The following is a 25620-nucleotide window of genomic DNA, read 5'->3' on the forward strand; positions in this document are numbered from 1 at the left end:
TAAGAAGCAGTCTGATAGCTGCTTCTTATTTTTTCCCTTCTAATAGCTGGATAATTTTCTCTTTATATTTTCCTTTTCGTCCATCTTCATAGATTAAGTCATGTGGATAAAATAACTTTTGATCCGTTCTTTTCTTACCAGTAATAGCCTCAACGATATCTGATTCACGCGAAAGTTCCCGAAGTTCTCCATTTGGCATACGAAGTAAAATCGGAAGACGTTCCTCTTCCTCTCCCGCTCGGTAAAAGTCATATGGTAAATCTGACGTTGAATCAACAACTAAGTAATATTCTGGATCTAGACCAATCTTTTTAAATAAACTGCTTAACTCCATCCAATTATCTAAACCGTGTTTCTCAGTAAATTCTACATATTTAAAAAGATTTCGGTTCATAAAACGGCGACATAAATCACTAAGTATCGGATCCTCTTCCTCTTGCCATACCTGGAAGTAGTAATACATCACATTTTCATCTAGTTTTAAGTAATCTTCTACTGTTACTTCTTCTTCAAATAAAGAATAGAAATGTACTGGATGATACTTAAATGTATAATACTGTTCGTGCAATGTTTTCGCACGGTGTAAAATCTTCGTTAAAATGACTTCAGCGCTGCGCGTTACAGGATGAAAATACACTTGCCAATACATTTGGTAACGACTCATAATGTAATGCTCAACAGCATGCATACCACTGCTCTTAATAACAACTTGGTCACCATATGGACGCATTACACGCAATATACGCTCCATATCGAAATTCCCATACTTTACACCCGTGAAATAGGCATCTCGCAACAAGTAATCCATACGATCCGCATCGATTTGACTTGAAATCATACTAATTGCCAATTTATTATGAGATGTTTTCGCAATCACGTCCGCTACCTTCTGCGGAAATTCACGATCTACACGGCGTAAAACTTCATTCACCTCAGTATCGCCAACAATAATTTTTTGTGTAAATTGCTCATGATCAAGTGAAAACACCTTTTCAAACGAATGCGAAAATGGTCCGTGGCCAACATCATGCAAGAGCGCAGCACATAAGCATAATAATCTATCTTCTGCATTCCAATTTGGTCTGCCATCAAATACATCATCAATCATACGACGAATAATCTCATATACACCTAATGAATGAGTAAAGCGACTATGTTCCGCACCATGAAATGTAAAAAATGTCGTTCCAAGCTGCTTAATACGGCGCAAACGTTGAAATTCCTTCGTTCCGATTAAATCCCAAATCACGCGATCACGCACGTGTACATATTTATGTACTGGGTCTTTAAACACTTTTGTTTCGCTGAGTTTGTCGTTTAAATATACCATACCGACACCCTCCTTCCTTACTGCATTCTTACTTTATATTATAAACGAAATAGGAAACAGAAAGAAACGAAAGACTATAGAAATGCATAAAATTCCCCTGTATACAAAAAATCACCTCCGCCAAGGCGAAAGTGATTTTCTTTATTTACTATTTTCCTAAAACGAACTCAGCAATTTCATCTAAGATCATTTCTTTACCAAGTGGGAAGTATCCTTTGTTTACTGCATCATTTTTAATTGTAAATACATGGTTGTTCTTAACAGCGTTCATGTTTTTCCAAATTGTTTCTTCTTGGAATTCTTTTAAGCGCTGAGAACCGTCACCTGTTGTAAATACGAATAAGTAATCTGGGTTGTAGTCGATTAATGCTTCTTTTTGCACTTGTACTAACGGTTTATCCATCGGTGTCCCTGCAACTGCCGGTAATTTTAAATCTGTAAAGATTACGCTACCGTAACCGTAATCACCATATACGCGGAATGCATTTGGATATGCAGCCATTTTCATAAACTTCGCATCGCCAGTTTTCGCAACGATTTTATCATGTAACTTGCTTGCTTTGTCATCATACTTTTTAAACCATTCTTTTGTTTCTTTTTCTTTATCAAAGATTTTACCTAATTCTTCAAACTTCGGACGCCATTGATCTAATGGAGTTTTTAACATAACAGTTGGTGCAATTTTAGATAGTTGATCATAGATTTTTTCTTGACGATTATTCACAAGAATTAAATCTGGTTTTGCAGCAGCTACTGCCTCAATGTTGATTTTGTCGCCCCAAGCAGAGCCAACTGGTTTTACACCTTTTAATTTATCTGCAATATGAGCATCAATTTTTTCTTGAGATGTATTTGCAGTAATAATTGGTTTCATTCCAAAGATTAATAATTCTTCCGTTGAACCACTAAGGTCAGCAATTTTCTTTGGTTTTGCAGGGATTTTCATTTCCCCTTTTGCATGCTGTACAGTACGTTCCTCCACTTTTGCATCAGCTTTCTTTTCTTCCTTCTTATCAGAAGAACAAGCTGCAAATAGTACAGAAGTAACAACGAGTACCATTGCTAATAATGTCAGTTTGAACCTTTTCATATGTTTTCCCCCTCCTGGATATCATTTGTTTTATAAGCTGTACATCACTATACGAAACGATAAAATTAATTTATCAACATATTCATATTATAAGCTTCGTATAACCCATTCTAACGGGTGTTCAACTTCCCATACGAAAGCGAGAAGTTCAACATCCATTAGAATGCTTCCCCTCTAACCGCTGAAGAGAGGAAGCTTCCCTATTTATGCTTTTTTACGCAATTGTTGATTAATCATCATTAAATCGTATGTTAAACAAATCGGTTTACAATTTACAGGACATGGAACAATTTGCGCTTCGATTTCAAACACTTCGCGCAGCGTCTCACTTGTCATTACTTCATCTGGAGTTCCTTGCTTAATGAGCTTACCAGCTCTTAAAGCAATCATATGATCAGAAAAACGAGAAGCATGATTCAAATCATGAATGACCATAACAATTGTACGGCCTTCCTCATGGTTTAACTTCTTCAATAAATTTAATACTTCTAACTGGTGAGCCATATCTAAATATGTTGTCGGCTCATCTAATACAAGTAAGTCCGTTCCTTGAGCAAGTGCCATTGCAATCCATACTCGTTGACGTTGACCACCTGATAACGCCTCCGCTGGCCGGTGTGCAAACTCTGTCATCCCTGTCACTTCAAGCGCCCAATGAATATAGTGATAATCTTCTTCTTTCAAAGTTCCAAATCCTTTTTGGTGCGGAAAACGCCCATACGAAACAAGTTCAAACACAGTAAGGCCTGTTGGCACTTCTGCAGTCTGTGGTAAAATCGCCATTTTCTTTGCAATTTCCTTTGTTGGCTGTTTCTCAATTGCTTTTCCATCCAGATAAACAGTCCCTCGTTTTGCTTTTAAAATACGAGAAGCTGTCTTTAACAATGTGGATTTCCCGCATCCGTTTGGTCCAATAATTGTTGTGATCTTTCCTTCGGGAATTTCCACTGATAATCCATCAATAATTAATCCTTCATTGTAGCCAACGGATACCGAGTCAACTGCTAAAGTTACCATTCAAAACGCGCCTCCCTTTATTTTGTCCTCATAAGTAAATAAATAAAATATGGTGCACCAATAACAGAAATAACAAGACCGACTGGTATTTCTGAAGTTGTGAGTACACTTCTAGAAATCAAATCTGCAAACAGTAACAGAAATGTTCCAATTAATGCTGCTGTCGGTAACATAATTTGGTGTTTCCCTCCGACAAGGCGCCTTGCTAAGTGTGGTGCCATCAATCCGATAAACCCAATTCCACCTGCAACAGCTACAGATGCACCAGCTAAGCAAACGGCAATAAATAATAATTTACGTCTTTCTTTCTCAACATTGACACCGAGACCGACTGCCGCTGCATCACCTAAATTCATGACATTCAGTACATGAGCCTTTCGGATTGCAATCGGTAAAAAAATGAGCATCCATGGAAGTACACTTAATACAAACTTCCAATCCGTCCCCCATAAACTACCCGCTAACCAAATCGTTGCAAAGCGAAAGTCATTCGAAGTCATTTTCATTGAGAAAATTAAACTAACCGCTCCAAATCCTGCTGCAACTGCAATCCCAACAAGAATAAGACGCGTCGATGAAACGCCATTTTTCCATGCGAGTGTATAAATAATAACCGCCGCCAATATCGCACCAACCAACGCAAAAAATGGAAGAATGAATACGGATAGGAACGTACCAGTTCCTACTTTTCCAAAAAAGAAATAGACGAAAACAACAACTGTTAATCCTGCTCCCGCATTAATACCAATAATCCCAGGGTCAGCAAGTGGATTTCGTGATAAACCTTGCATGATCGCCCCTGATATTGCTAATGCTGAACCAACTAAAATCGCAATAACCATTCGAGGTATACGAAATTCAAACAAAATAACAGATTGCTCTTCAACCCCTAACCCTACTAACGATTTCAATACGTCTATCGGCGGTATTTTAAATGTTCCTGTATTTAAACTAATGAAAAATACGGACACAATTAATCCAGCTAAAATCGTTAAAACAGAAATGTTCTTTTTTGTTAAAATACTTGTCCTCATATTTTCCCTCTCCCTTCATTACGAGCTAAGTAAAGGAAGAACGGGACACCGATTAAGGCTGTAATTGCGCCAATTGGTGTTTCAAATGGAGGATTGATAATGCGAGATAACATATCTGCACATTCAATTAATAAGCCACCTAATACAGCGGAACATGGAATGACCCATCTATAATCAGACCCAACGAGAAAGCGTGTCATATGTGGAATAACAAGACCTACAAATCCGACTGATCCGGCCATAGATACGGCTGATCCTGTTAAAACAAGGACAATTACAGTCCCGATAAATTTAATGAAAGTTGTATTTTGCCCAAGCCCAATCGCAATTTCTTCACCGAAGCTTAAGATCGTAATGTATCTGGACATTATAATTGCTAAAGCAAGGCAAACAAGTCCAATTGGTAACAACATATTAATACTTGCCCATTTCACACCTGAAACGCCACCTGCATTCCACATACTTACTTCTTGAGCGAGATTAAAATAAAGTGCGATACCAGATGAGATAGCACCAAGTAGAGCGCTGATTGCCGCACCAGCTAGCGCTAACTTAACAGGTGTTAGTCCTCCTGGTGAAGAAGCTCCCACACCGTATACAATACTTGCACCAAATGCTGCTCCAACAAACGAAGCAATCACAAACATTAAGTATGGTGAATTAGGGAAAAATGCATACATAATCGCAATTCCAAATACCGCTCCATCTGTAATTCCCATTAAAGATGGTGATGCAAGCGGATTTCGCGTCATCCCTTGCATAATTGCTCCAGATACTGCTAGAAACGCACCTGCGACTACGCCTCCAATTGCTCTCGGCATGCGAAGCTCCCAAATGACATTATGATGTGTTAATGAATCATCAAATTGAAAAACAGCTTGCCATACCGTCTTTAAGCTAATATCTGCTGCTCCAAATGAAATGGAAACGGCCATACTTAAAGCCAACAAAATCGTGCCTGCTATTAAAATAATAGAAGCAATAAACGGCCTGCTCTTAATCTCTTTTATATTTACTTGCTGCTCTATACCCCTCGCACTTGCTCCCATCTCTCAACCGCCCTAACCAATAATATATATGTAACAAAATGAGATTGATTCTCAAGAAATAATAAAAATAAAATTGACTTTCTTACCCTTTTTGATAATGATTCTCAGAATCATATTCTTTATTCTACCTAGCACCATAAAAGACTGTCAACCATTATTTTGCAATATGCAATTACAAGCATTCGGATCGAACTCCTATTTGAATATAAAAGTTATCTAATTGTCCATACACCAACACTTCATTTTTTCATTTTCCCTTATTTTCCCTCGTATTAAAATTCGTTTTATGACAATAAAAAAAGAAGAGTGAAACACTCACTCTTCCTCTTACTTATTTAACTTCGCTTCAATTTTCTTAATTAGCTCGTCTTCATCAGGTGCTGCAACTGGACGATTGTTTACAAAAGCGAATGATTTTTTACGACCCGGTCCACAATAAGATTGACATCCAATTTCAATACTTGCACATGAATCTATTTTTTTAAGCTTCGGTATCAACGTTTTAATGTTCGTTGCTTGGCAATCATCACAAACACGAAATTCGTTTCCCATTTTATATAACACTTCCTCTATTTTAAACTTTTCACAAGTACATTTAACATAAAGTGAAACTTTAATCAGTGGGGGTTTTCTTCATCCCCCACTGATTATGAGCCCTCACCAATCGGGCTGTTACGGGCAGCCCTACTCCCACCTATCTTCCTTGCTTCTCTCTGCATCTTGAGGCGGGAGTCTTACTGCCCTAAAATAGCGGGATAAACACTAAATGGTATTTTACCGCTCTTTTAAGCTTGATGCAAGTTTCCTCTATCGCTTCGCACAGCAGAAATCCTTTGCTTTATTTTTACGTTTCCCTACATAAATAACCTTCATTCAAACCTTACATCGTATCCACATGTAAGAAAAGCAAAGAGGCGAAACAAATCATCAAAATCTACCATAATTTTAAAAGCTTTGTATAAAAGCAGTTCTTTTTGCCCAATATAAAAATAGGAAGTTCATAAAAAGAAAGGGAGTTGAATCTATGAAAGTAAGACAAGATGCTTGGACAGATGAGGATGATTTATTACTTGCCGAAACAGTCCTCCGTCATGTTCGAGAAGGAAGTACACAGTTAAATGCATTTGAGGAAGTTGGAGATCGATTAAACCGGACATCAGCAGCTTGTGGTTTTCGTTGGAATGCCGTTGTTCGCTATAGCTATGAACAAGCTCTTCAGTTAGCAAAAAAACATCGCAAAGATAAAATGCGCGCTGCTGGCGGTGAACATGCAAAAAAACGTCTACTTTATACACCGCCAACTCCATCAGTGATCACGTCGCATGAAGAACAAGCAGTACAAGTACAACCAACTGCTTCTAAATCTTCTATCACAATGCAAGATGTCATTCAATTTTTACAAACAATAGGATCTTCCAATGTGAAAGTAACCGCAATCGAAAACGAGAATACGAGATTAAATCAAGAATTAAAAGAGCAAATACTTCGCAACGAAGAATTAGAGAAGAAACTGGAAAAATTAGAAAAACAATCGAATACGGTGCAAGAAGACTACGAAACACTGATGAATATTATGAATCGTGCTCGTAAATTAGCACTGATGGACGAAGAAGAACGCACGCAAACCTCTTTCCGAATGGATCGAAACGGTAATTTAGAAAAAATTGCAGAATAAAAAGGATGCGAAAAAAGCATCCTTTTTTATTCTGCACTTAAATTGCCATATTTCTCTCTCTAATTGATAACATTCTCTTTCATTACTATATCTCCAACCATCTTAGCCCCAGTAAGATTCTTTTACAATCTCCCCCACAACCTTTTTTTGCTATAATAAAGATTGTCATTTTATAGATAAGGGGTTAATGATATGAGCAATTCCCATTCGATTTTATCTCAACCAGAGTGGCGCATTATTGATCAGTCTAGTTTAGGACCTACATTCCACGCTCTGCAATCATTTGCAATGGATGATACGCTATGTACAACAATTGGAAATGGTGCTTCAGCTTCAACAATGCGCTCTTGGGTTCATCACAATACAATTGTTCTCGGAATCCAGGATTCACGGCTTCCTCATTTACAAGAAGGAGTTTCTTTCTTAAAAGAGAAAAATTTCAATGTCATTGTCCGCAATTCCGGCGGCCTTGCGGTCGTGCTTGATGAAGGAGTTTTAAATGTATCACTTTTATTCCAAGAATCTGATAAAGGTATCGATATTGACCTTGGATATGATACAATGTGGCATTTAATTAAAGAAATGCTAAAAGATTACGATGTCAATATTGAAGCAAAGGAAATCGTAGGCTCTTATTGTCCTGGAAGCTATGATTTAAGCATTCGTGATCAAAAATTTGCTGGTATTTCACAGCGCCGTATTCGCGGAGGGGTAGCTGTACAAATTTATTTATGCGCTACAGGGAGCGGCGCTGAGCGCGCAGCTCTTGTTCGTGATTTTTACAATATAGCGATTCAAGGGGAACAAACAAGGTTTACGTATCCTAACATTGTACCAAGTACAATGGCTTCATTATCTGAATTACTAGGTGAAACAATTACTGTTCAAGACTTAATGCTGCGCCTGTTAAAAACATTGCAACAGTTTGCACGAAAGTTAACACCTTCACAACTAACGATAGATGAAGTTCCACTATATGAGATGAACTTACAGCGCATTATTGATCGTAATAATAAAGCGCTTGGCCTCGAGAAATAGCGAAAAAAGCCCCGCTCTAATAGCGGGGCTTTATCATTATAGTGCTTGAGCTGCTGTAATTAAAGCTAACTTGTACACTTCTTCTTCGTTGCAACCACGAGATAGATCGTTTACCGGCATATTTAAACCTTGTAAGATTGGTCCTACAGCTTCAAAGTTACCTAGGCGTTGAGCAATTTTGTAACCGATATTACCAGCTTCTAAGCTTGGGAATACGAATACGTTAGCATCACCTTTTAGAACAGAACCTGGAGCTTTCTTCTCAGCTACAGATGGTACAAATGCTGCGTCAAATTGGAATTCTCCATCTAATGTTAATTCAGGAGCCATTTCTTTTGCAATACGAGTTGCCTCTACAACTTTTTCAGTTTCTGGAGATTTCGCAGAACCTTTTGTAGAGAAGCTTAACATAGCAATGCGTGGATCAATGCCGAATAGTTCAGCAGTTTTTGCACTTTCAATACCAATTTCGGCTAAATCTTGGCTATTTGGTGCAATGTTGATTGCACAATCAGCGAATACATATTTCTCATCTTCACGTACCATGATGAATACGCCTGAAGTTTTTGTAACGCCTGGTTTTGTTTTAATGATTTGAAGTGCCGGACGAACTGTATCTGCTGTAGAATGAGCTGCTCCACTTACTAAACCGTGTGCTTTCCCCATATATACAAGCATTGTGCCGAAGTAATTTTCGTCTTTTAGGATTTTACGAGCATCTTCTTCTGTTGCTTTCCCTTTACGGCGTTCAACGAAAGATGCTACCATTGCATCCATTTCTTCATATGTAGCTGGATCATAAATATCAACACCTGCTAATGTTAAATTCAGGCTAGCAGCTTTTGCGCTAATCTCTTCTTTATTACCAACTAAAATTGGTTTTACAATTTCTTCTTTTGCTAAACGCTCTGCAGCGCCTAAAATTCTTTCATCAGTTCCTTCAGGAAGTACGATAGAAATGCCTTTTCCTTGAACTTTTTCTTTTACTGTTGTAAATAAATCGCTCACGAATAAACCCTCCTACAAATGTTAAAAAACTCTACCTTTAAGAATACTTCTTTTCACATATATTTTAAACTTATAGCTCCTAAAAAATAGGGAAAAACGAAATGATTATATTTTCATAAAATTCAGCTTTATTAAATATAAGTTCACTCTTATTTCTATCACCTTAAAATATGACAATTTTATGCACCCAAGCGTTACATAGATGAATTTAATATTATATATGCTATAGTTAACGTATAAAATATCATTAACTGAGGTGAAAGAAATGAGTGAAGCAGCAAAAACGTTAGATGGTTGGTATTGTTTGCATGATTTACGTTCTATCGATTGGGTATCTTGGAAAACATTATCTAGCGAAAAACGTGAACAAGCAATCGTTGAATTTTTAAATATAATTGAAAAGTGGAATAAAGTAGCTGCAGAAAAGCAAGGTAGCCATGCAATGTATACAATCGTTGGTCAAAAGGCTGATATTATGTTCATGCTACTACGTCCAACAATGGAAGAGTTAAATGAAATTGAAACAGAATTAAATAAAACAACATTAGCTGAATATATGATTCCAGCATATTCTTATGTATCTGTTGTTGAACTAAGTAATTATCTTCCAGCTGATGAAGATCCATATCAAAATCCACAAATTCTAGCACGTTTATACCCTGAATTACCAACAGCAAATCACATTTGCTTCTATCCAATGGACAAACGTCGCCAAGGTAATGATAACTGGTACATGCTTCCGATGGAAGAACGCAAAAAACTTATGTATAGCCATGGTAAAATTGGCCGCCAATATGCTGGTAAAGTACGTCAAGTAATTACAGGTTCCGTCGGCTTTGATGATTACGAATGGGGTGTAACACTGTTTGCTGATGATGTCCTTCAGTTCAAGAAACTCGTATACGAAATGCGTTTCGATGAAGTAAGCGCACGCTACGGCGAATTTGGAACATTCTTTGTCGGAAACATTTTACCAAGCGAAAAAGTAACAAACTTTTTACATGTATAAGGAAACGAAAGCTTACGCCAAAAAGTCTTACATACCGACCTTTTGGAGACAGATTTCTTCTTACGATGAGACAAGTCGTTTTAGAAAAAATGATAAGAAATATTGAATGTAAAACGGGAGAAAGGGGATACCCCTTCCTCCCATTTTTTTATATCTTTTAATATCCTATTAAAATCCTCATTTTTCCGCAATTTTAAGTCAAAATAGATAAATTTTTGTCAAAATCCTCACAAAATCATGCTAGAATGATACAAGCTATATGCTAATAACGATGCGAAGGTGATAATGTATATGAGGAAAATCTTATCTATTTTACTAGCTTTTCTATTGTTATTTTCTTCCTTAGGAGCAACTAACTCCCATGCAGAAGAAAACATACATATAGAAGCTGCCGCTGCTATTTTATTTGATGCAGACACAGGAAAGATACTACATGAACAAAACCCTGATGAATTGCTAGCTGTTGCAAGTATGTCGAAATTGATGGTTGTGTATGCTGTTTTAGAGGCAATTAAAGCAGGAAAAATTACTTGGGATACAAAAGTAAATATTTCGGATTACGCTTATGAAGTATCGCGTAATAATGAATTTTCTAATGTTCCATTTGAAAAGGGAAGACAATATACAGTGCGAGAATTATATCACTCTATTGTTATCTTTTCCGCAAATGGATCTAGCATTGCACTTGCTGAACTTCTTGCAGGAAGTGAAAAAAACTTCTTAAAGCTTGCTGATGAATATGCAAAAAAACTAGGGTTAAAGAAATATAAATTTGTAAACGCTACAGGGTTAAATAATGCTGATTTAAAAGGAAAACATCCTGAAGGAACCGATCCAAATGGAGAAAATTCCTTATCAGCTCGCGATATGGGTATTCTAGCAAAAACAATAATTACAAAGTATCCAGAAATGTTAGAGGATACAAAACAGAGATTTCGAAACTTCCCTGATCATCATCCAAAACCAATTCGAATGGAAAACTGGAATTGGATGCTACCTGGAGCTGCATTCGCTTATGAAGGAACAGATGGATTAAAGACGGGAAGCTCTGACACAGCGGGATATGGCTTTACCATTACAGCAAAACGTGGCGACTTACGTCTTATTTCTGTAATTATAAAAACAAAATCAATGGATGAACGTTTTACAGAATCTCGTGAATTAATTGATTACGGCTTTCATAACTTTGAAAAGAAAAAATTAAAACTAGATAAAAATAATACGATTTCTGTAGTAAAAGGAAAAGAAGATGCCGTATCAATAGCACCTGAAAAGGAAATAGAAATTGTCACAAAAAAAGGAAGTAAACCACCTTACAAAATTTCTACCGAAGCCATTCCCTCCCTTGCTGAAGAGGGAAAGCTAATTGCTCCTATTAAAAAGGATGCTAAAGTAGGTTCAATTGTCTTAGAAACAACCGATCGATATGGGTTCTTAGATGGTAGTAAACAGCTGAAAGTTACGGCTAAAACAACAGCAGAAGTGGAAAAAGTAAATTGGTTTATAGTAACGTTGCGATCTATTGGTGATTTCTTTTCAAATATATGGTCAAAAATATTCGAATCATAAAGGGGCTGGCAAAATGCTAGCCTTTTTTATTATTTTCCTCCCTGTACAGTTAAAATTCTCTTTCTTAAAACTTTGTTTGGTTGTCATATCCGCTTCCTTTTCCTCATACGTATGAACTAGTAATTGTTCTAAACTTCATCCAGAAATAAACCTCTTTCTCTAATGCATTCCAAACAGAGAGGTGAGACATAATGGCTGTTATTCCGTATACAGAAGAAGATGTGAAATTATTAGCTAGGCTGATGCGCGCCGAAGCTGAAGGTGAAGGACAACAAGGTATGCTAATGGTTGGGAATGTTGGAGTAAATCGTGTTCGCGGAAACTGTTTAGACTTTAAAAGCATACGAAATTTACGCCAAATGGTTTATCAAAGACCTGGTGGATTTGAAGCAACTCAAAAAGGTTATTTCTATCAACGAGCACGCGAGCAAGATATTGCGCTTGCCAGACGGAATATTCAAGGTCAGCGTTTTTGGCCTGCAAATTTTGCATTATGGTTCTTTAGACCTGAAGGCGCTTGTCCACCAACTTGGTATAACCAACAAAATTCTGGCCGTTTTAAAAAACATTGTTTCTTTCAACCTTCCGGTTCGGACTGCCCAGGGGTGTATTAAAGGATAAACTGAGGAGGGATTTTTGAATGGCACAGCAACAAAATCCATACTACGGAACAGGTTTCTATCAACCTTCAGGAGGTTATGTGCAACAACCACAGCAACAGCAAATAACTCCGCAACAACAACAAGCTCTGCAGCAACAGCAAGCCCTACAACAACAAGCTGCACAAGCACAATATGCAATATCTCAAGGAATGCTCCCATTAGAGCAATCCTATATTGAAAATATTCTTCGCTTAAATAAAGGGAAACAAGCGACTGTCGTTATGACATATGAACGCAGTAGTACTTTAGGGACACAATCTTATACTGGTATTATTGAAGCTGCTGGGCGCGACCATATCGTGATTAGTGAACCACAGTCTGGAAAGCGCTACTTATTGCTTATGATTTATTTAGATTATGTTGAATTCCCCGAAGAAATTACGTATCTACCTAGTCAACAAGCGACTTACGCTCCAAGATAATAAACAAAGCTGGCAAATGCCAGCTTTTTTTTATAATCCTTTTACAATTGCAGTTCCTAGTAAAATCCATCCTACAATAAACGCGACACCGCCAAGAGGAGTAATTGGCCCAAAAAACTTAATGCCTGTTATACTTAATGCATACAGACTTCCGGAAAACATAATAATTCCGGCTACCATAAACCAACCTGCTGCACTTACAAGAGATGACTGAATTTTGTCCATTAATAATGCAACAATCAACAATCCTCCTGCATGGAACATTTGGTATGTAACTCCTGTCTTCCACACCTCTAACATTTTAGCGGAGACTTTGTTTTCTAAACCATGTGCGCCAAAAGCTCCTAATGCAACTGATAGTCCTGCTGCAATACAACCTAATAAGAAGAAAATTTTCATAAGAATTCCCCTTTTTATCTTTATGATAAGAAATTTTCACATATAAGCCAAACGTTTTACCCTTTAAAAATCAAATAAAGAACTTCCGTTTGCATCATCTTCTTTCATATATACAGGTTCCCCAGCCGATACTGTCGTGACTTGTTGCGTTACTGGTGCTGTCATCGGATGAGACGAAATTACTTGTGACTGTAATTTCGGTTCTACATACACACTTGTTTCAGCCTGTTCATCTAATAGTAAATCACATAGTGCACGAACAACTGACAAATGCTCCTTCACCTTCTGCCCTTCACTACCTTTTGCTTTTGCAATCTCATTTGCCATTTTATTTAAAATTTTATCACTAGACACTTGCATACATCGTCACCTCTTACTTTATATTTCTTTCTTAAATTGCTCCAGTTTCTCTACCGGACCAAATACTATTATCATATCACGTTCTTGTAGTTTTTCCTGTCCTGTCGGATTATGGATCATATCTCCATTTCTTAAAATCGCTAAAATGGTGACATCAAATTGATTTCTCACGTTACTTTCCAGCAATGTTTTTCCAATCAAAATCGCATCTTTTCCAATTTGAAACTCTTCTATTGCAAATGATTGTTCTGTCCCATATAGCACTGTATCAATATAATGAACCGCCAATGGATTTGCAATACCTTTTGCAATATGAATTCCAGCCATACTAGATGGATTAATCACTTTATCCGCGCCAGCGCGACGTAACTTTTCTTCTGTTTCTGGTTTTTCAGCTCTAGCCACAATTTTGATGTTACGATTGAGTCCTCTTGCTGTTAGCACAATAAATACATTTTCAGCATCATTGGCAACAATCCCCACAAGGCCAGCAGCTCTCTTAATTCCAGCTTTCATTAATATTTGATCTTCCGTAGCATCACCATGTACATATAAAATTTTTTCGTTTTCTAGTACTTCTCTATCTTTATCAATAACAACAAAAGGAACTTTCTTTTCCTGTAATTCATGTACAACTTGAAGTCCTACTCTACCACAGCCGCATACAATGATATGATCTTTTAATCCTGCTATTTGTTTGTTCATTTTCTTCCTCCGCACTGCATGAAATAAATTTCCCTCTATAATCATTGCTGCCACTACCCCAATGGCATATGTAACAATCCCTACACCAATAGGTATAATTAAAAGTGCAAAAATTTTTCCAGCTTGTGTTACTGGAATTGCATCTCCATACCCTACTGTTAATACTGTAATCATTGTCATCCAAAAAGCTTGAAACAAACTAATTTCTTCTATTACCATAAATCCAATTGTTCCAAGTATTACAACAAAACACATACATATAATCGCTATTAACAATTGCCTGCGTGCATTCATACTGTTCCTCAACTCTTTTCTCAATCTACAAATCTTTGCCAGGTAAAATAAAATACGTATATACTAGAAATGGAATCTATGAAAGAGGTTGATATCATGAAAACATTTCTTTCTGCCCTGCAGTGGGCATTATTTATTTTGGCGGGTAGCCTAATTGTACCGATTAGTGTTGCCACCAGTTATGGATTGAATGGTGCTGAAGCGATTGCTTTTATACAAAGGACATTATTTGTTCTTGGATTTGCAGGCTTATTGCAAGCTCTGTTTGGCCATAAGTTACCTATTCAAGAAGGCCCGGCTGGCCTTTGGTGGGGAGTCTGCTCTCTTTATGCAAGTTTAGGTATCGTACTATTCGGATCAAACGTTGAAACGCTCCGCGTCTTACAATACGCTTTCCTATTAAGCGGTATTATTTGTATTATTCTTAGTGTCTTTGGACTTATTGATAAGCTCGTTCATTATTTTACACCAACAGTAATCGGAACGTATTTATTCCTTCTTGTTGCACAGCTGAGCGGTGCTTTCTTAAAAGGAATGTTTGGGCTTGATGGAAGTCATACGAAAGTGCAAATAAACGTATTTATTCTCTCACTTATTGTTATTGTACTATCTTTTTTCATTATGAAGCTACCTATTATTGGGCAATATTCTGTTCTTTTTAGTATTGTCTTCGGATGGATTTTATTTGCGTGCTTCGGTTTATCAAATCCTATTCCACCCGTAACAGAGATCATTCAGCTTCCATCTATATTTGTTTTTGGATCGCCTCGTATTGAATGGAATATGGCAATCACAGTTCTGTTTGTCACACTACTTCTTCTTACAAACATGTTAGCAAGTATTCGCGTTGTTCAAAAAGTAGTTTCCCAATACGAAGAAAATGCAGTACAAAATCGCTTCAAGCAAGCTGGTATTATAACAGGTATCAATCAATTGCTAGGCGGTCTATTTTCAGCGGTAGGACCTGTAGCTATTTCAGGATCAGCTGGTTTTATCGCAACAACAAATATTTATAAGCGAATTCCTTTTATATTAGGATCAAGTTTTATTATTCTCATTAGCATATTCCCAAAGATTACTTCATTCTTTGCAGCTATCCCTATCGCCGTTGGATATGCAGCCATTTATCCCGTATTTGCAAGTATGATTGGCCTTGCCTTTCGTGAATATGATTCAGTACAAAATAAAGAACGTCTATTTCGCGTTGCTGGGTTGTCGCTCTTTACTGGAATTGGAGTTATGTTTGTACCACCAGAAGCATTCTCAGCCCTTCCACCCGTTTTCGCATCATTTTTTAGTAACGGTCTCGTCCTTGGCTCCGTTATGGCCATTTTACTTGAAGTTCTATTTTCCCGTTCAAAAGACAAACAATTTTCGTAAATAGGAGAACTTCCATTATTGCACTCTACTTTTCAAGTTGCTACGATAGTTATAAATTATCATGGGCATATCGCCCTTGATAATTTATACTAACAATGTAATCTACCTTTTCGTTATGCAAGAAGAAGTTCGATGTCTTACAATTTACTTCTTCATATTTTTATTTCTAGTACTGTTATTTATCATTTCAATACAGAAAGGAACTTTCTATATGTCTTATAAAATGATTGTTTTAGATTTAGATGATACTTTATTACGTGATGATCACACGATTTCAGAGCGTACAAAGCAGGCTTTAATGACAGCTCAAGAACAAGGTGTTAAAGTCGTACTTGCTTCAGGGCGCCCAACGTTTGGTATGCGTCATATTGCTAAAGAACTTCGTTTAGAAGAATACGGAAGCTTTATCTTGTCATTTAACGGTGCAAAAATTATTAATTGTAAAACAGATGAAGAACTATTTAGCAGTACGTTATCACCTGAAATCGTTCACAATTTATATGAGATTAGTAAAGAAGAAGGCGTTTGGATTCACACATATATGGGTGATGATATTATAACGGAAGAAAATAATCCCTATACAGAAATCGAGGGACAACTTACAGGTATGCCAATTATCCAAGTAGATAGTTTTGTCGCTGCTGTACAAGAACCTGTTGTCAAAGTATTAATGAATAAAGAAGCAGAGCGACTGATTGAAGTAGAGAAGAAGCTCCAAAAACAATTAGAAGGAAAGCTAAGTGTTATGCGTTCCAAACCATACTTCTTGGAGTTCACAGAAGCTGGTGTTACAAAAGGAACGAGCTTAAACCAACTCATTCAAAAGCTTGGTATTAAGCGCGAAGAAGTCATCGCGATGGGCGACAGCTATAATGATCAGACAATGATTGAATTTGCTGGCCTTGGCGTTGCGATGGGCAATGCCCCAGATGATATTAAAGCCATCGCAAACTATGTAACAGATACGAATATGAACGACGGTGTTGCAAAAGTAGTCGAGAAATTTGTACTAGAAAATGAAGTAATTGCTTAATTGAAGCATTCATACCTCCCCTTTGAAGTCAAATACTTCAAAGGGGTTTTCTTTACATGTGAGAGATTTTGTGAAGATATTTTGAACTTTACAACATTATCATAGTGTAAACTTCGTTTTTGTATATAATGAAACAAAAAAGACTATTTTATTTTGGAAACGAATACAAATTTATTATATACAAGCTTATATTTAAGGAGGCTATCTCATGTTATCTACACCAGTTGGACGATTAAGAGCAATCGGATTCGTTGAAGGGATTTCTTTTCTATTACTATTATTTGTAGCAATGCCATTAAAATATTTTGCAGGATTTGCAGCAGCTGTGAAAATTACAGGTATGGCTCACGGTGTATTATTTATTTTATTTATCTTTGCAGTCATTCAAGTAACGATTGCAAACCGTAAATCTATTTTATGGGTTCTTGGCGCACTTCTTGCATCCATTATTCCGTTTGGTACATTTGTATTAGATGCAAAATTAAAGAATGAACAATAAAAGGTAGCTCACACAAGCTACCTTTTTTATGATTACATTATAAATTTGGAATTTGCCAATCGATTTCTTTTTCACCAATGGTAGATAAAAAGTGATTTACTTTTGAAAATGGCTTGCTTCCAAAAAAACCGCGGCTTGCTGAAAGCGGACTTGGATGTACAGACTCAATGATATAGTGATTTGGATTCGTAATTCTTTTTTTCTTTGCTTGTGCGTGACGTCCCCATAATATGAAGATTACTGGTTTTTCACGCTCATTTAACAACTCAATGACACGGTCTGTGAACTGTTCCCATCCTTTTCCTTTATGAGAATTCGCCTCTCCTTCGCGAACTGTTAAAACAGTATTAAGCAATAATACGCCTTGCTCTGCCCATTTTACTAAATAGCCATGATTCGGAATTTCGCATCCAATATCCGCCTTAAGTTCCTTATACATATTTTGTAAAGATGGTGGTACCCTTACTCCTGGTTGTACAGAAAAACTTAATCCGTGCGCTTGATTTGGTCCATGATATGGATCTTGTCCTAAAATAACAACCTTTGTATCCTCATAACTCGTATAATGTAATGCGTTAAAAATATCATTTGCATTTGGATATATGACCCGCGTACTATACTCTTCTTTTAAAAATTGTCTCAAGTTTTGATAGTATGGCTTCTCAAACTCTGGTCCAAGTATTGGTTCCCAATCATTCTTTAAAATGTTCTTCATTACCCTCACTCCTGATTCATTTAATTAACCATATCTTGCTTCGTAAACACTACAAAGGAAACAACGAAAGAGACCACTGCCCAAATTGTTAAATTCATTAACGAAAATCCCATCGATAAACCTTGTAGCGCTGGTAACTTTCCTGATAAATAATCTGTTAATGATAAATTGACGCTAAATATATATTTTGCACCTTCCCATGATGTTGCGAAAGAACTTAAAATACCACCAGCAATTAAAGCTGCTAACATGATTCCCATACCAGCGGGCGTATTACGAATCAAAACGGAAACCATGAAGGAGATTGTCCCGACAACTATTGCTACAAACCAAGCTAACCCATACGCCATTAAGTTATATTGCCATTGCGGGATTAAGTGCACAAAATTCGTATTTAATGTTTCCTTATCAATGACAAACCCTGTTAACACAGGTAAATTCCATCCTGCATATCCAAAAACAATGCCAGATAGTACATAAGAGAAAAGACCAACAAGCAATAATATAAGTGAAATAAACAAAAGCATCGTAACATATTTACTCAAGAGAATTTTCCAGCGCCTAATTGGACGAGTTAAAAGCATTTTCATTGTCCCATCACTTCTTTCACCCGATACAATATCAATTGCCACAATCATGACAAGAAGTGGGATAAACAATGTAATCCCTTGTTCAATGAACGCCCTTACAAAAGTTGGCGCTCCCGGTGCTGCTGGATTAATGTTATGATCTAAATAATATTGTTGCTGCTCTACTCTAACTTTAAGCCAATCTCGCCACTCTTCTGGCAACCTAGAATTGTTCAAACGATTTTGTGAATCGACAATTTGCTGCTGAAGTGCAACTTTCCAATCATTTGTCCCAAGCCTCTTTTGTGTTGTTTGTATCTCTCTATACTGCGCGTATACAAAAAGCGGAATGAGAATGACTAATATTAACATCACCACAAAAATACGTTTCTTACGATAAATTTTCTCAGATTCATTCAAAACAAGATTAGCAAATTCACGCATGTGCCTCACCTCTTGTGAGTTCAATAAATAGATTTTCTAATGTAAACACAAGTTCTTTCACACTATGTACCTCTATCTCACTCTCTACAAACCGCTTATTCCAACTGCTAATGGATTTCACATCCATACGGCATAGTAAACGATGGTGATCCATGCTAACTTCACTCACTTCTTCTGATTTTTCCAATAGATCTTTCGCTTTCAAAATGGGTGTAACAATCCACTCTACGCGGTCGCTTGCAGCTTTTATTAACTCTTCAATAGGAGCAACTTTAATAATTTTTCCTTTATGAATAATGGCTACGCGATCACATATCATTTGCACTTCACTCAATAAATGGCTTGAAATAAATACGCTCATCTTTTCATCTCTCACAAGCTTATGTATAAATTCTCTTAACTCTCTTATACCAGCGGGATCTAATCCATTTGTTGGCTCGTCTAATATAAGAAGTTTTGGTCTTCCAAGAAGAGCTTGTGCAATTCCAAGGCGTTGCTTCATTCCAAGAGAATATGTTTTTACTTTATCATGAATCCGTTTATCTAAATGAACCATCTTTGCAATTTCAAAAATACGTTCATCTGGTATACCGCCTAACATCCTTGCAAATTGCTTTAAATTTTCAAAGCCTGTTAAGTACGTATAAAGCTCTGGATTTTCAACAATACTACCAATTTGTCGCATTGCTTCTCGAAAATTGTCCTTAATATGATAACCACCGATAGAAATTTCACCTTCCGTTGCCTGAATCAGTCCAACTAACATTCGAATGGTTGTCGTTTTCCCTGCACCATTTGGTCCAAGAAATCCAAACACTTCTCCTTGTTTAACATCAAATGAAATATTTTCTACAAGCGTCTTCTTTCCGATAACCTTTTTTACATTCCTTACCGAAAGGATTGTCGTCATTTGGCTCCTCCCCCTTGTAGCTTTAGCTTACTTATAACATTTTTCACTAAGCGATCTGCCATATATGAATAACCTATTTCATTCGGATGAAAATGATCTGAATACAATAGTTCTTTTCCGCGACTTTGAAACAAATCGAATGTCGGTACAATGTATACATTTTTATGATTGACTGCTATTTTTTCTAACGATGCATTCCAATCTACGACAATATTTGATGAGCCTTTTAAATCTTCTACATCTTCGAAAGGATTATATAACCCTAGCCAAAAAATAGGACTATCCGCATTTACTTTACGCACTTCTGTTATAATTTTTTTCGCTTGATTTTGAAACGTTTCCGTATCTGGACGGTATGTTTCCAAGTCTATTTTCCCAAGCGATTCCCAACCTGGGAATAAATCATTCCCTCCAATTGTTAACACAATAAGATCCGCACGCTTAATGGAATATTTAGCGCCGCTACTCTCGATTTGCTGTAACAAATCCGGCATCTTCGCTCCACTAACAGCTAAATTCGTTAATGCAACTTTTGTCTTATTCCCTTTTTCCAACTCTTCTTTCATGCGTCCAACATAACCAATTCCTTCTTTATCACCAACACCTCTCGTTAGCGAGTCCCCTAAGCTAACGACTTGCAACGCCCCAGATTTCTTTTTTTCTTTTCCTTGCACTTCTTCTCGTTTCATGACGAAATTCGAGGCTTTTGGATTCAATACATCGTTAATACCTGAAAGAAAACCGTATGCAAATAAGCAAAAAGACGCCACCGTAAGAAGTAATATTCCCTTTACTAATTTTGCCCTCATATGAAAACTCCTTTTCGTTCTCTTAGATTGTTCCTAATTATACCAAACCACAATTTGAAAAGCGATTTTGCCCATTATGTTGTTTCTCACTCTCTTCATTGTGACCGAACTTTTCCGCATAAATAAAGCCTATTGAGTTATGAAAAACTCAATAGGCCTTTTCTACTTTATTGTAAAACAACTTCCCGAATATAATCAGACACAACCTTCTCATTATTTGGCAACTGGATTCAGCTGTTTTGTATCAATTGCAATACTCAAATCTTTCAAATCAGCCCCTAGCCTTTCCATATTACTTCGCATCCCCTTCGATTCGATAGTTTGCTTTCACACAATCTACTTCCTCATATGATCCCAGTGTATGTAAAATATATTCGTAGTCTGCCAGAGATGCGCGATGAGTAACGATAACAATTTCAGCTTTTCCTTTCTCCTGAAGTGGCATTTGAATAATTTTTTCAAAGCTTACACCTCGTTCAGAGAATAGCGATGTAATTTTTGCAAATACACCAATTTCATCTTTTACATGCAATCGTAAAAACTTTTTCACAAAAATTTCATGAGGCTCTTTTAATACTTTCTCATACTGTGGAGAAACTGCACTATTACCCGTTACACCAAGGCGAATATTTTGCATAACGGCAACGAGGTCAGAAACAACCGCCGTTGCTGTTGGTAAACTTCCAGCACCAGGTCCGTAAAACATCGTCTCCCCTACTGCCTCCCCGTATACATATACAGCATTATATTCATTTTGAACAGCTGCTAGAGGATGTGTATTGGAAAGCAAAGTTGGCTCAACTGTTACTTCTAGCCTGTCGCCATCACGCTTTGCAAGTCCGATTAACTTGATTGTATAGCCTAAACTTTTACTATATGCAATATCTTCTTCCGTAATAGAAGTAATCCCCTTCACTTTCACATCCCCAAGTTCTACATTGGTAGAGAAACCAAGAGTCGCTAAAATCGTCATCTTTCTTGCCGCATCTAAACCTTCTACGTCTGATGTTGGATCCGCTTCAGCAAATCCAAGCTGCTGCGCTTCTCTTAACACGTCGTCATACGCTCTCCCTTCGTCAGTCATTTTTGTCAAAATAAAGTTTGTTGTGCCATTCACGATCCCCATTACTTTTGTAATCAAATCTGAGGAAAGCCCCTCTACAATGCTTCGTAAAATAGGGATACCACCTGCAACACTTGCCTCATAAAATAAATCAGCGCTGTTTTCTTTTGCCACTGTTAAAAGTTCTGCCCCATGTAAGGCCATTAAATCTTTATTGGCAGTCACAACATGTTTTCCATTCTTTAAAGCTTGCAAAATATAAGCTTTTGCTTCTTCTATCCCGCCCATTACTTCAATAACAACATCAATATTCGGATCATCTATAATTTCATTTGCACGTTTCGTTAATAAATTAGGGGATACTTGGATCTCACGTTCTTTATCTATATTTTGCACGAGTACTTTTGCTACTTTCACTGGGCAACCTACTTGGTGCATTAATCGATCCTGATGGTTCTCGATAATACGAACCACACCGCTTCCGACTGTTCCAAGTCCTAATAACCCTACCTGAATCTCATTCATAACACTGTCCACCCCTCTAAAAAAATGTATTTAGATGCCATTATATAATTTAAAATTCTGAAAAACAATGTATTTTGAACATTACAAAAATAGAAATTGGTCTATGCAAAGAAAACGCCACCACATGTTATAGCATCCTTTACAAAATATAAGGGGTTTCTTGATATACATAATAATTAAGCCAATTCGAAAATAGTAAATTCCCATGACTTCGCCATCTAACAAGTGGTTTTTCATCTGGATTATTATACTTGAAATAGTTTTTTGGAACTGCTATATCCAATCCTCTTTGTATATCCCGTTCATATTCTCGTTTTAATGTATCACAGCTATATTCACTATGCCCAAGAACGAAAATATGTTTTCCATTTTGCCCGATAACAAGATGGACACCAGCTTCTTCTGAAGTTGCAAGCAATTTCAAGTCTTCTACCTTTTCTATGTCTTTTGCATGTACTTCTGTATGACGAGAATGCGGTGCAAAAAAGAGCTCATCAAATCCTTGTAACAATTTCACATGTTGCTCAAGTACTTCATGTTCAAACACACCGAACATTTTTTCTTCAAGCGGATATTTAGGAATCCCATAATGATAGTACAATCCAGCTTGTGCTCCCCAACAAATGTGCAATGTAGACGTTACATTCGTTTTCGAATAGTCCATTATTTTCTTGAGCTCTTCCCAATAATCCACATCTTCAAATGGAAGAGTTTCAATCGGAGCTCCTGTAATAATAAGCCCATCAAATCTCTCTTTTTCAATATCGCGAAATGTCTTATAAAAACTTGTTAAATGATCTTGCGCTACATTGCGAGAGATATGCGATTCCATATGAAGTAAATGCACATCCAATTGAAGGGGCGTATTACCGAGTAATCTAAGTAATTGCGCCTCGGTTTCTTGCTTTTTGGGCATTAAGTTCAAAATTGCAATTTTTAAAGCTCTAATATCTTGTGTTTCTGCTCGCTCCTTTGTCATGGCAAAAATATTTTCTTCTTGCAATACTTTACGAGCTGGTAAATCCTTGTCAATTATGATTGGCATGTGTTTTGCCCCCAATTAAAGCTGCATCCAAATCAGCAATAATATCAGAAACATCTTCTATACCAACTGATAAACGAATTAAATCTGACGTAACACCGGCTAAACGTTGATCTTCTTCCGTTAACTGCCTATGTGTTGTACTAGCAGGGTGAATAACACAAGTTCTTGCATCTGCGACATGTGTTACAAGCGTTGCCAATTTCACATTTGCGATAAATTCTTTCGCCGCTTCTAGTCCGCCTTTAATTCCAAACGTTAAAACTCCACTTGCACCTTTTGATAAGTATTTTTGCGCCAATGGATAGTTTTCGTTACTCTCTAATCCTGGATAATTGACCCACTCAATACGCTCATGCTTAGAAAGCCACTTTGCAATTGCAAGAGCATTTTCACTATGACGTTCCATTCTCAAATGCAACGTTTCTAAACCAATATTGCTAATATATGCATTAAATGGGCTCATACAATTTCCATAGTCCCTTAATAATTGAACACGCGCTTTCACAATATATGCCGCTTCCCCAAAATCCAGCACATAACTTACACCGTGATAACTTGGATCAGGTTCTACAAGTTCGGGATATTTTCCATTCGTCCAATCAAAATTCCCTCCATCAATTACAACGCCACCTAATGAGCTTGCATGCCCATCAATATACTTTGTTGTAGAATGGACCACAATATTTGCTCCATGCTCAAACGCCTGACATAAATATGGCGTTGCTAATGTGTTATCAACAATAAACGGTACGTCTAGTTCTGTTGCAGCACGAGAAAATTCCTTGAAGTTCAAAACGTTCATAGCTGGATTTCCAAGTGATTCTGCATAAATAAGCTTTGTTTTATCATTGGAAAGCGCCACAATTTCATTAGCGGATAAGTTCGGATTAAAGAATGTAACATCAATCCCAAGCTTACGCAAACTAACTCCAAACAAGTTAAAAGTCCCTCCATAAACGGTTGAAGAACAAAGTAAATGGTCACCACTGCTACAAATATTTAAAATAGCAAGCATAATAGCAGCCTGGCCAGAAGCTGTTGCAACAGCGCCTACACCACCCTCTAGTTCCGCTAACTTCTGCTCAAATGCTGCAATTGTCGGATTCCCAATACGTGTATAGATATACCCTTCTGCTTCTAAATTAAAAAGCGCCGCCAAATCATCTGATGTGTCGTATTTATATGTTGTACTTTGATAAAGTGGTAGAACGCGCGGCTCCCCATTCTTTGGTGTATATCCCCCTTGCACACAGATTGTTCCTTTTCCCCATGATTCGCTCATTTCTCATACTCCCTTCTTATATAAAACAAATAAAAAAACTGCTTCTTTCCTGAATGAGAAAGAAGCAGTTTAAAAACACGCTCTAAAATTCCTTCTTATCTCTCAGGATTTATTACCTGCAGGATTTGGCACAATTCCGATATTCGGCTGTTGCCAAGGCTTCATAGGGCCTGTCCCTCCACCTTTTCTTGATAAGACTATGCAATTACCAATGATTTTATAGCAATTATTTTCTAATGTCAATTTATTTACTGAATCTTTACAAAATAATATATTAACTGTTTATTTTTCTTTTCAAAAAATTAAAATTATATAACTATACTGTTTTTCATATCCTATATAACAATAACAAACAAGTATCTCTTAGTAACTACTTTATCATCACAGCTGTGCCATAACCGATTCACTCTGTCAACCCTTGCCCAGCGGTCATCTCAAAGCGCAGGCCAACAATAGCATTGGCCCCTAATCTTTGCCTCTTTCTCCAAACGTCCTTTTACCATTCTCTTAGAAATCCTCTAGTATTTCTACTAGTTCTTCATCAACAATTGAATTTAAATCTTTATTGAACAACACTTCCCGTTACGAATCCAAAAATGCCTGTAATCGTTTTTGTTGGTACTGAATCTGTAGATACCATCAACATTTTTATTCTGCTACATATATAAAAAGTAACTTTTTATTT

26 protein-coding genes, 1 pseudogene and 1 riboswitch are annotated in these 25620 nt (G+C 37.0%); of the genes and pseudogenes, 9 read left to right on the plus strand and 18 right to left on the minus strand.

The genetic code is table 11. The features are described from left to right. Nucleotides 1–25: 25 nt before the first annotated feature. The 6 genes from MR063_RS11000 to MR063_RS11025 all read right to left on the minus strand — a co-directional run bounded on the left by MR063_RS11000 (nt 26) and on the right by MR063_RS11025 (nt 6072). Nucleotides 26–1330 carry an HD domain-containing protein gene (locus MR063_RS11000; RefSeq protein ID WP_242197604.1) on the minus strand — a complete coding sequence of 435 codons (1305 nt, stop codon included), beginning with the start codon at nt 1328–1330 and terminating at the stop codon, nt 26–28. 148 nt (nt 1331–1478) lie between these two features. Continuing rightward, a complete protein-coding gene (locus MR063_RS11005; RefSeq protein ID WP_242197607.1) occupies nt 1479–2420 on the minus strand; it encodes an ABC transporter substrate-binding protein in 942 nt (313 codons plus the stop codon). Between the two features lie 204 nt (nt 2421–2624). Continuing rightward, complete coding sequence (locus tag MR063_RS11010; RefSeq protein ID WP_242197610.1) at nt 2625–3437, minus strand: ABC transporter ATP-binding protein; 813 nt, start codon at nt 3435–3437, stop codon at nt 2625–2627. Between the two features lie 17 nt (nt 3438–3454). Beyond that, nucleotides 3455–4471, minus strand: a complete 1017-nt coding sequence (locus MR063_RS11015) for a FecCD family ABC transporter permease (protein WP_242197612.1) — start codon at nt 4469–4471, stop codon at nt 3455–3457. Then, nucleotides 4468–5520: a FecCD family ABC transporter permease gene (locus tag MR063_RS11020; protein ID WP_242197614.1), complete on the minus strand. Its 1053-nt coding sequence runs from the start codon at nt 5518–5520 to the stop codon at nt 4468–4470. The genes MR063_RS11015 and MR063_RS11020 overlap by 4 nt, the downstream gene beginning before the upstream one ends. Before the next feature lie 327 nt (nt 5521–5847). Further along, nucleotides 5848–6072, minus strand: coding sequence for a YuzB family protein (locus MR063_RS11025; RefSeq protein WP_242197616.1), 225 nt, complete (start codon nt 6070–6072; stop codon nt 5848–5850). A 472-nt stretch (nt 6073–6544) separates the two neighbouring features. On the opposite strand from MR063_RS11025, the gene MR063_RS11030 reads away from it, so the two are divergent. After that, complete coding sequence (locus MR063_RS11030) at nt 6545–7195, plus strand: RsfA family transcriptional regulator (RefSeq protein ID WP_242197619.1); 651 nt, start codon at nt 6545–6547, stop codon at nt 7193–7195. Nucleotides 7196–7387: 192 nt separating this feature from the next. Further along, nucleotides 7388–8233: an octanoyl-[GcvH]:protein N-octanoyltransferase gene (gene lipL, locus MR063_RS11035; protein WP_242197622.1), complete on the plus strand. Its 846-nt coding sequence runs from the start codon at nt 7388–7390 to the stop codon at nt 8231–8233. 36 nt (nt 8234–8269) lie between these two features. Here the strand turns inward: lipL and pta are convergent, their stop codons facing one another. Continuing rightward, nucleotides 8270–9241 (minus strand): phosphate acetyltransferase, encoded by a 972-nt coding sequence (gene pta / locus MR063_RS11040; protein ID WP_242197625.1) that lies wholly within the window; start codon nt 9239–9241, stop codon nt 8270–8272. A gap of 265 nt (nt 9242–9506) precedes the next feature. On the opposite strand from pta, the gene hemQ reads away from it, so the two are divergent. The 4 genes from hemQ (at nt 9507) to gerQ (ending at nt 12903) form a co-directional block, all read left to right on the plus strand. Further along, the gene (gene hemQ, locus MR063_RS11045; protein WP_242197628.1) at nt 9507–10250 is read left to right on the plus strand and encodes a hydrogen peroxide-dependent heme synthase; all 744 of its coding nucleotides are present in this window, start codon (nt 9507–9509) and stop codon (nt 10248–10250) included. Nucleotides 10251–10535: 285 nt separating this feature from the next. Then, entirely contained in the window at nt 10536–11819 is a 1284-nt protein-coding gene (locus MR063_RS11050) for a serine hydrolase (protein ID WP_242197632.1), read from the plus strand. A 191-nt stretch (nt 11820–12010) separates the two neighbouring features. Beyond that, nucleotides 12011–12433, plus strand: coding sequence for a cell wall hydrolase (locus tag MR063_RS11055; RefSeq protein ID WP_242145139.1), 423 nt, complete (start codon nt 12011–12013; stop codon nt 12431–12433). A 26-nt stretch (nt 12434–12459) separates the two neighbouring features. Further along, a complete protein-coding gene (gerQ, locus tag MR063_RS11060) occupies nt 12460–12903 on the plus strand; it encodes a spore coat protein GerQ (protein WP_242145138.1) in 444 nt (147 codons plus the stop codon). Nucleotides 12904–12933: 30 nt separating this feature from the next. On the opposite strand, the gene MR063_RS11065 is transcribed toward gerQ, so the two are convergent. From MR063_RS11065 to MR063_RS11075, 3 genes are all read right to left on the minus strand, one after another. Continuing rightward, nucleotides 12934–13302, minus strand: coding sequence for a DUF423 domain-containing protein (locus MR063_RS11065; RefSeq protein ID WP_242145137.1), 369 nt, complete (start codon nt 13300–13302; stop codon nt 12934–12936). Between the two features lie 63 nt (nt 13303–13365). After that, nucleotides 13366–13662: a YwdI family protein gene (locus tag MR063_RS11070; RefSeq protein ID WP_242145136.1), complete on the minus strand. Its 297-nt coding sequence runs from the start codon at nt 13660–13662 to the stop codon at nt 13366–13368. Between the two features lie 18 nt (nt 13663–13680). Further along, nucleotides 13681–14661, minus strand: a complete 981-nt coding sequence (locus MR063_RS11075) for a potassium channel family protein (protein ID WP_242197635.1) — start codon at nt 14659–14661, stop codon at nt 13681–13683. Nucleotides 14662–14757: 96 nt separating this feature from the next. Between MR063_RS11075 and MR063_RS11080 the strand changes: the two genes are divergently transcribed. From MR063_RS11080 to MR063_RS11090, 3 genes are all read left to right on the plus strand, one after another. Next, nucleotides 14758–16041, plus strand: coding sequence for a purine/pyrimidine permease (locus MR063_RS11080; protein WP_242197638.1), 1284 nt, complete (start codon nt 14758–14760; stop codon nt 16039–16041). 211 nt (nt 16042–16252) lie between these two features. After that, entirely contained in the window at nt 16253–17074 is an 822-nt protein-coding gene (locus tag MR063_RS11085; RefSeq protein ID WP_242197641.1) for a Cof-type HAD-IIB family hydrolase, read from the plus strand. Between the two features lie 208 nt (nt 17075–17282). Next, a complete protein-coding gene (locus MR063_RS11090; protein WP_242197645.1) occupies nt 17283–17573 on the plus strand; it encodes a DUF3817 domain-containing protein in 291 nt (96 codons plus the stop codon). A gap of 37 nt (nt 17574–17610) precedes the next feature. Here MR063_RS11090 and MR063_RS11095 read toward each other — a convergent pair whose 3' ends face one another. The 8 genes and pseudogenes from MR063_RS11095 to MR063_RS22140 all read right to left on the minus strand — a co-directional run bounded on the left by MR063_RS11095 (nt 17611) and on the right by MR063_RS22140 (nt 25581). After that, nucleotides 17611–18288 (minus strand): uracil-DNA glycosylase, encoded by a 678-nt coding sequence (locus tag MR063_RS11095; RefSeq protein WP_242197647.1) that lies wholly within the window; start codon nt 18286–18288, stop codon nt 17611–17613. Between the two features lie 20 nt (nt 18289–18308). Beyond that, entirely contained in the window at nt 18309–19301 is a 993-nt protein-coding gene (locus MR063_RS11100; protein WP_242197650.1) for an ABC transporter permease subunit, read from the minus strand. After that, nucleotides 19294–20211: an ABC transporter ATP-binding protein gene (locus MR063_RS11105; RefSeq protein WP_242197653.1), complete on the minus strand. Its 918-nt coding sequence runs from the start codon at nt 20209–20211 to the stop codon at nt 19294–19296. Before MR063_RS11105 ends, MR063_RS11100 begins: the two co-directional genes overlap by 8 nt. Beyond that, complete coding sequence (locus MR063_RS11110) at nt 20208–21020, minus strand: SGNH/GDSL hydrolase family protein (protein WP_242197655.1); 813 nt, start codon at nt 21018–21020, stop codon at nt 20208–20210. The genes MR063_RS11105 and MR063_RS11110 overlap by 4 nt, the downstream gene beginning before the upstream one ends. Before the next feature lie 292 nt (nt 21021–21312). Continuing rightward, nucleotides 21313–22608: a homoserine dehydrogenase gene (locus MR063_RS11115; protein WP_242197658.1), complete on the minus strand. Its 1296-nt coding sequence runs from the start codon at nt 22606–22608 to the stop codon at nt 21313–21315. Between the two features lie 139 nt (nt 22609–22747). After that, complete coding sequence (gene metA, locus MR063_RS11120) at nt 22748–23653, minus strand: homoserine O-acetyltransferase MetA (RefSeq protein ID WP_242197661.1); 906 nt, start codon at nt 23651–23653, stop codon at nt 22748–22750. Next, nucleotides 23637–24935 (minus strand): bifunctional O-acetylhomoserine aminocarboxypropyltransferase/cysteine synthase, encoded by a 1299-nt coding sequence (locus tag MR063_RS11125; RefSeq protein ID WP_242197664.1) that lies wholly within the window; start codon nt 24933–24935, stop codon nt 23637–23639. The genes metA and MR063_RS11125 overlap by 17 nt, the downstream gene beginning before the upstream one ends. Nucleotides 24936–25027: 92 nt before the next feature. Beyond that, nucleotides 25028–25133: riboswitch (SAM riboswitch) on the minus strand. A gap of 205 nt (nt 25134–25338) precedes the next feature. Further along, a pseudogene (locus MR063_RS22140) lies at nt 25339–25581 on the minus strand (heavy metal-binding domain-containing protein). Nucleotides 25582–25620 lie beyond the last annotated feature (39 nt).

The organism is Bacillus cereus group sp. BfR-BA-01492 (assembly GCF_022662815.1).
GTDB classification, from domain to species: domain Bacteria; phylum Bacillota; class Bacilli; order Bacillales; family Bacillaceae_G; genus Bacillus_A; species Bacillus_A cereus_BD.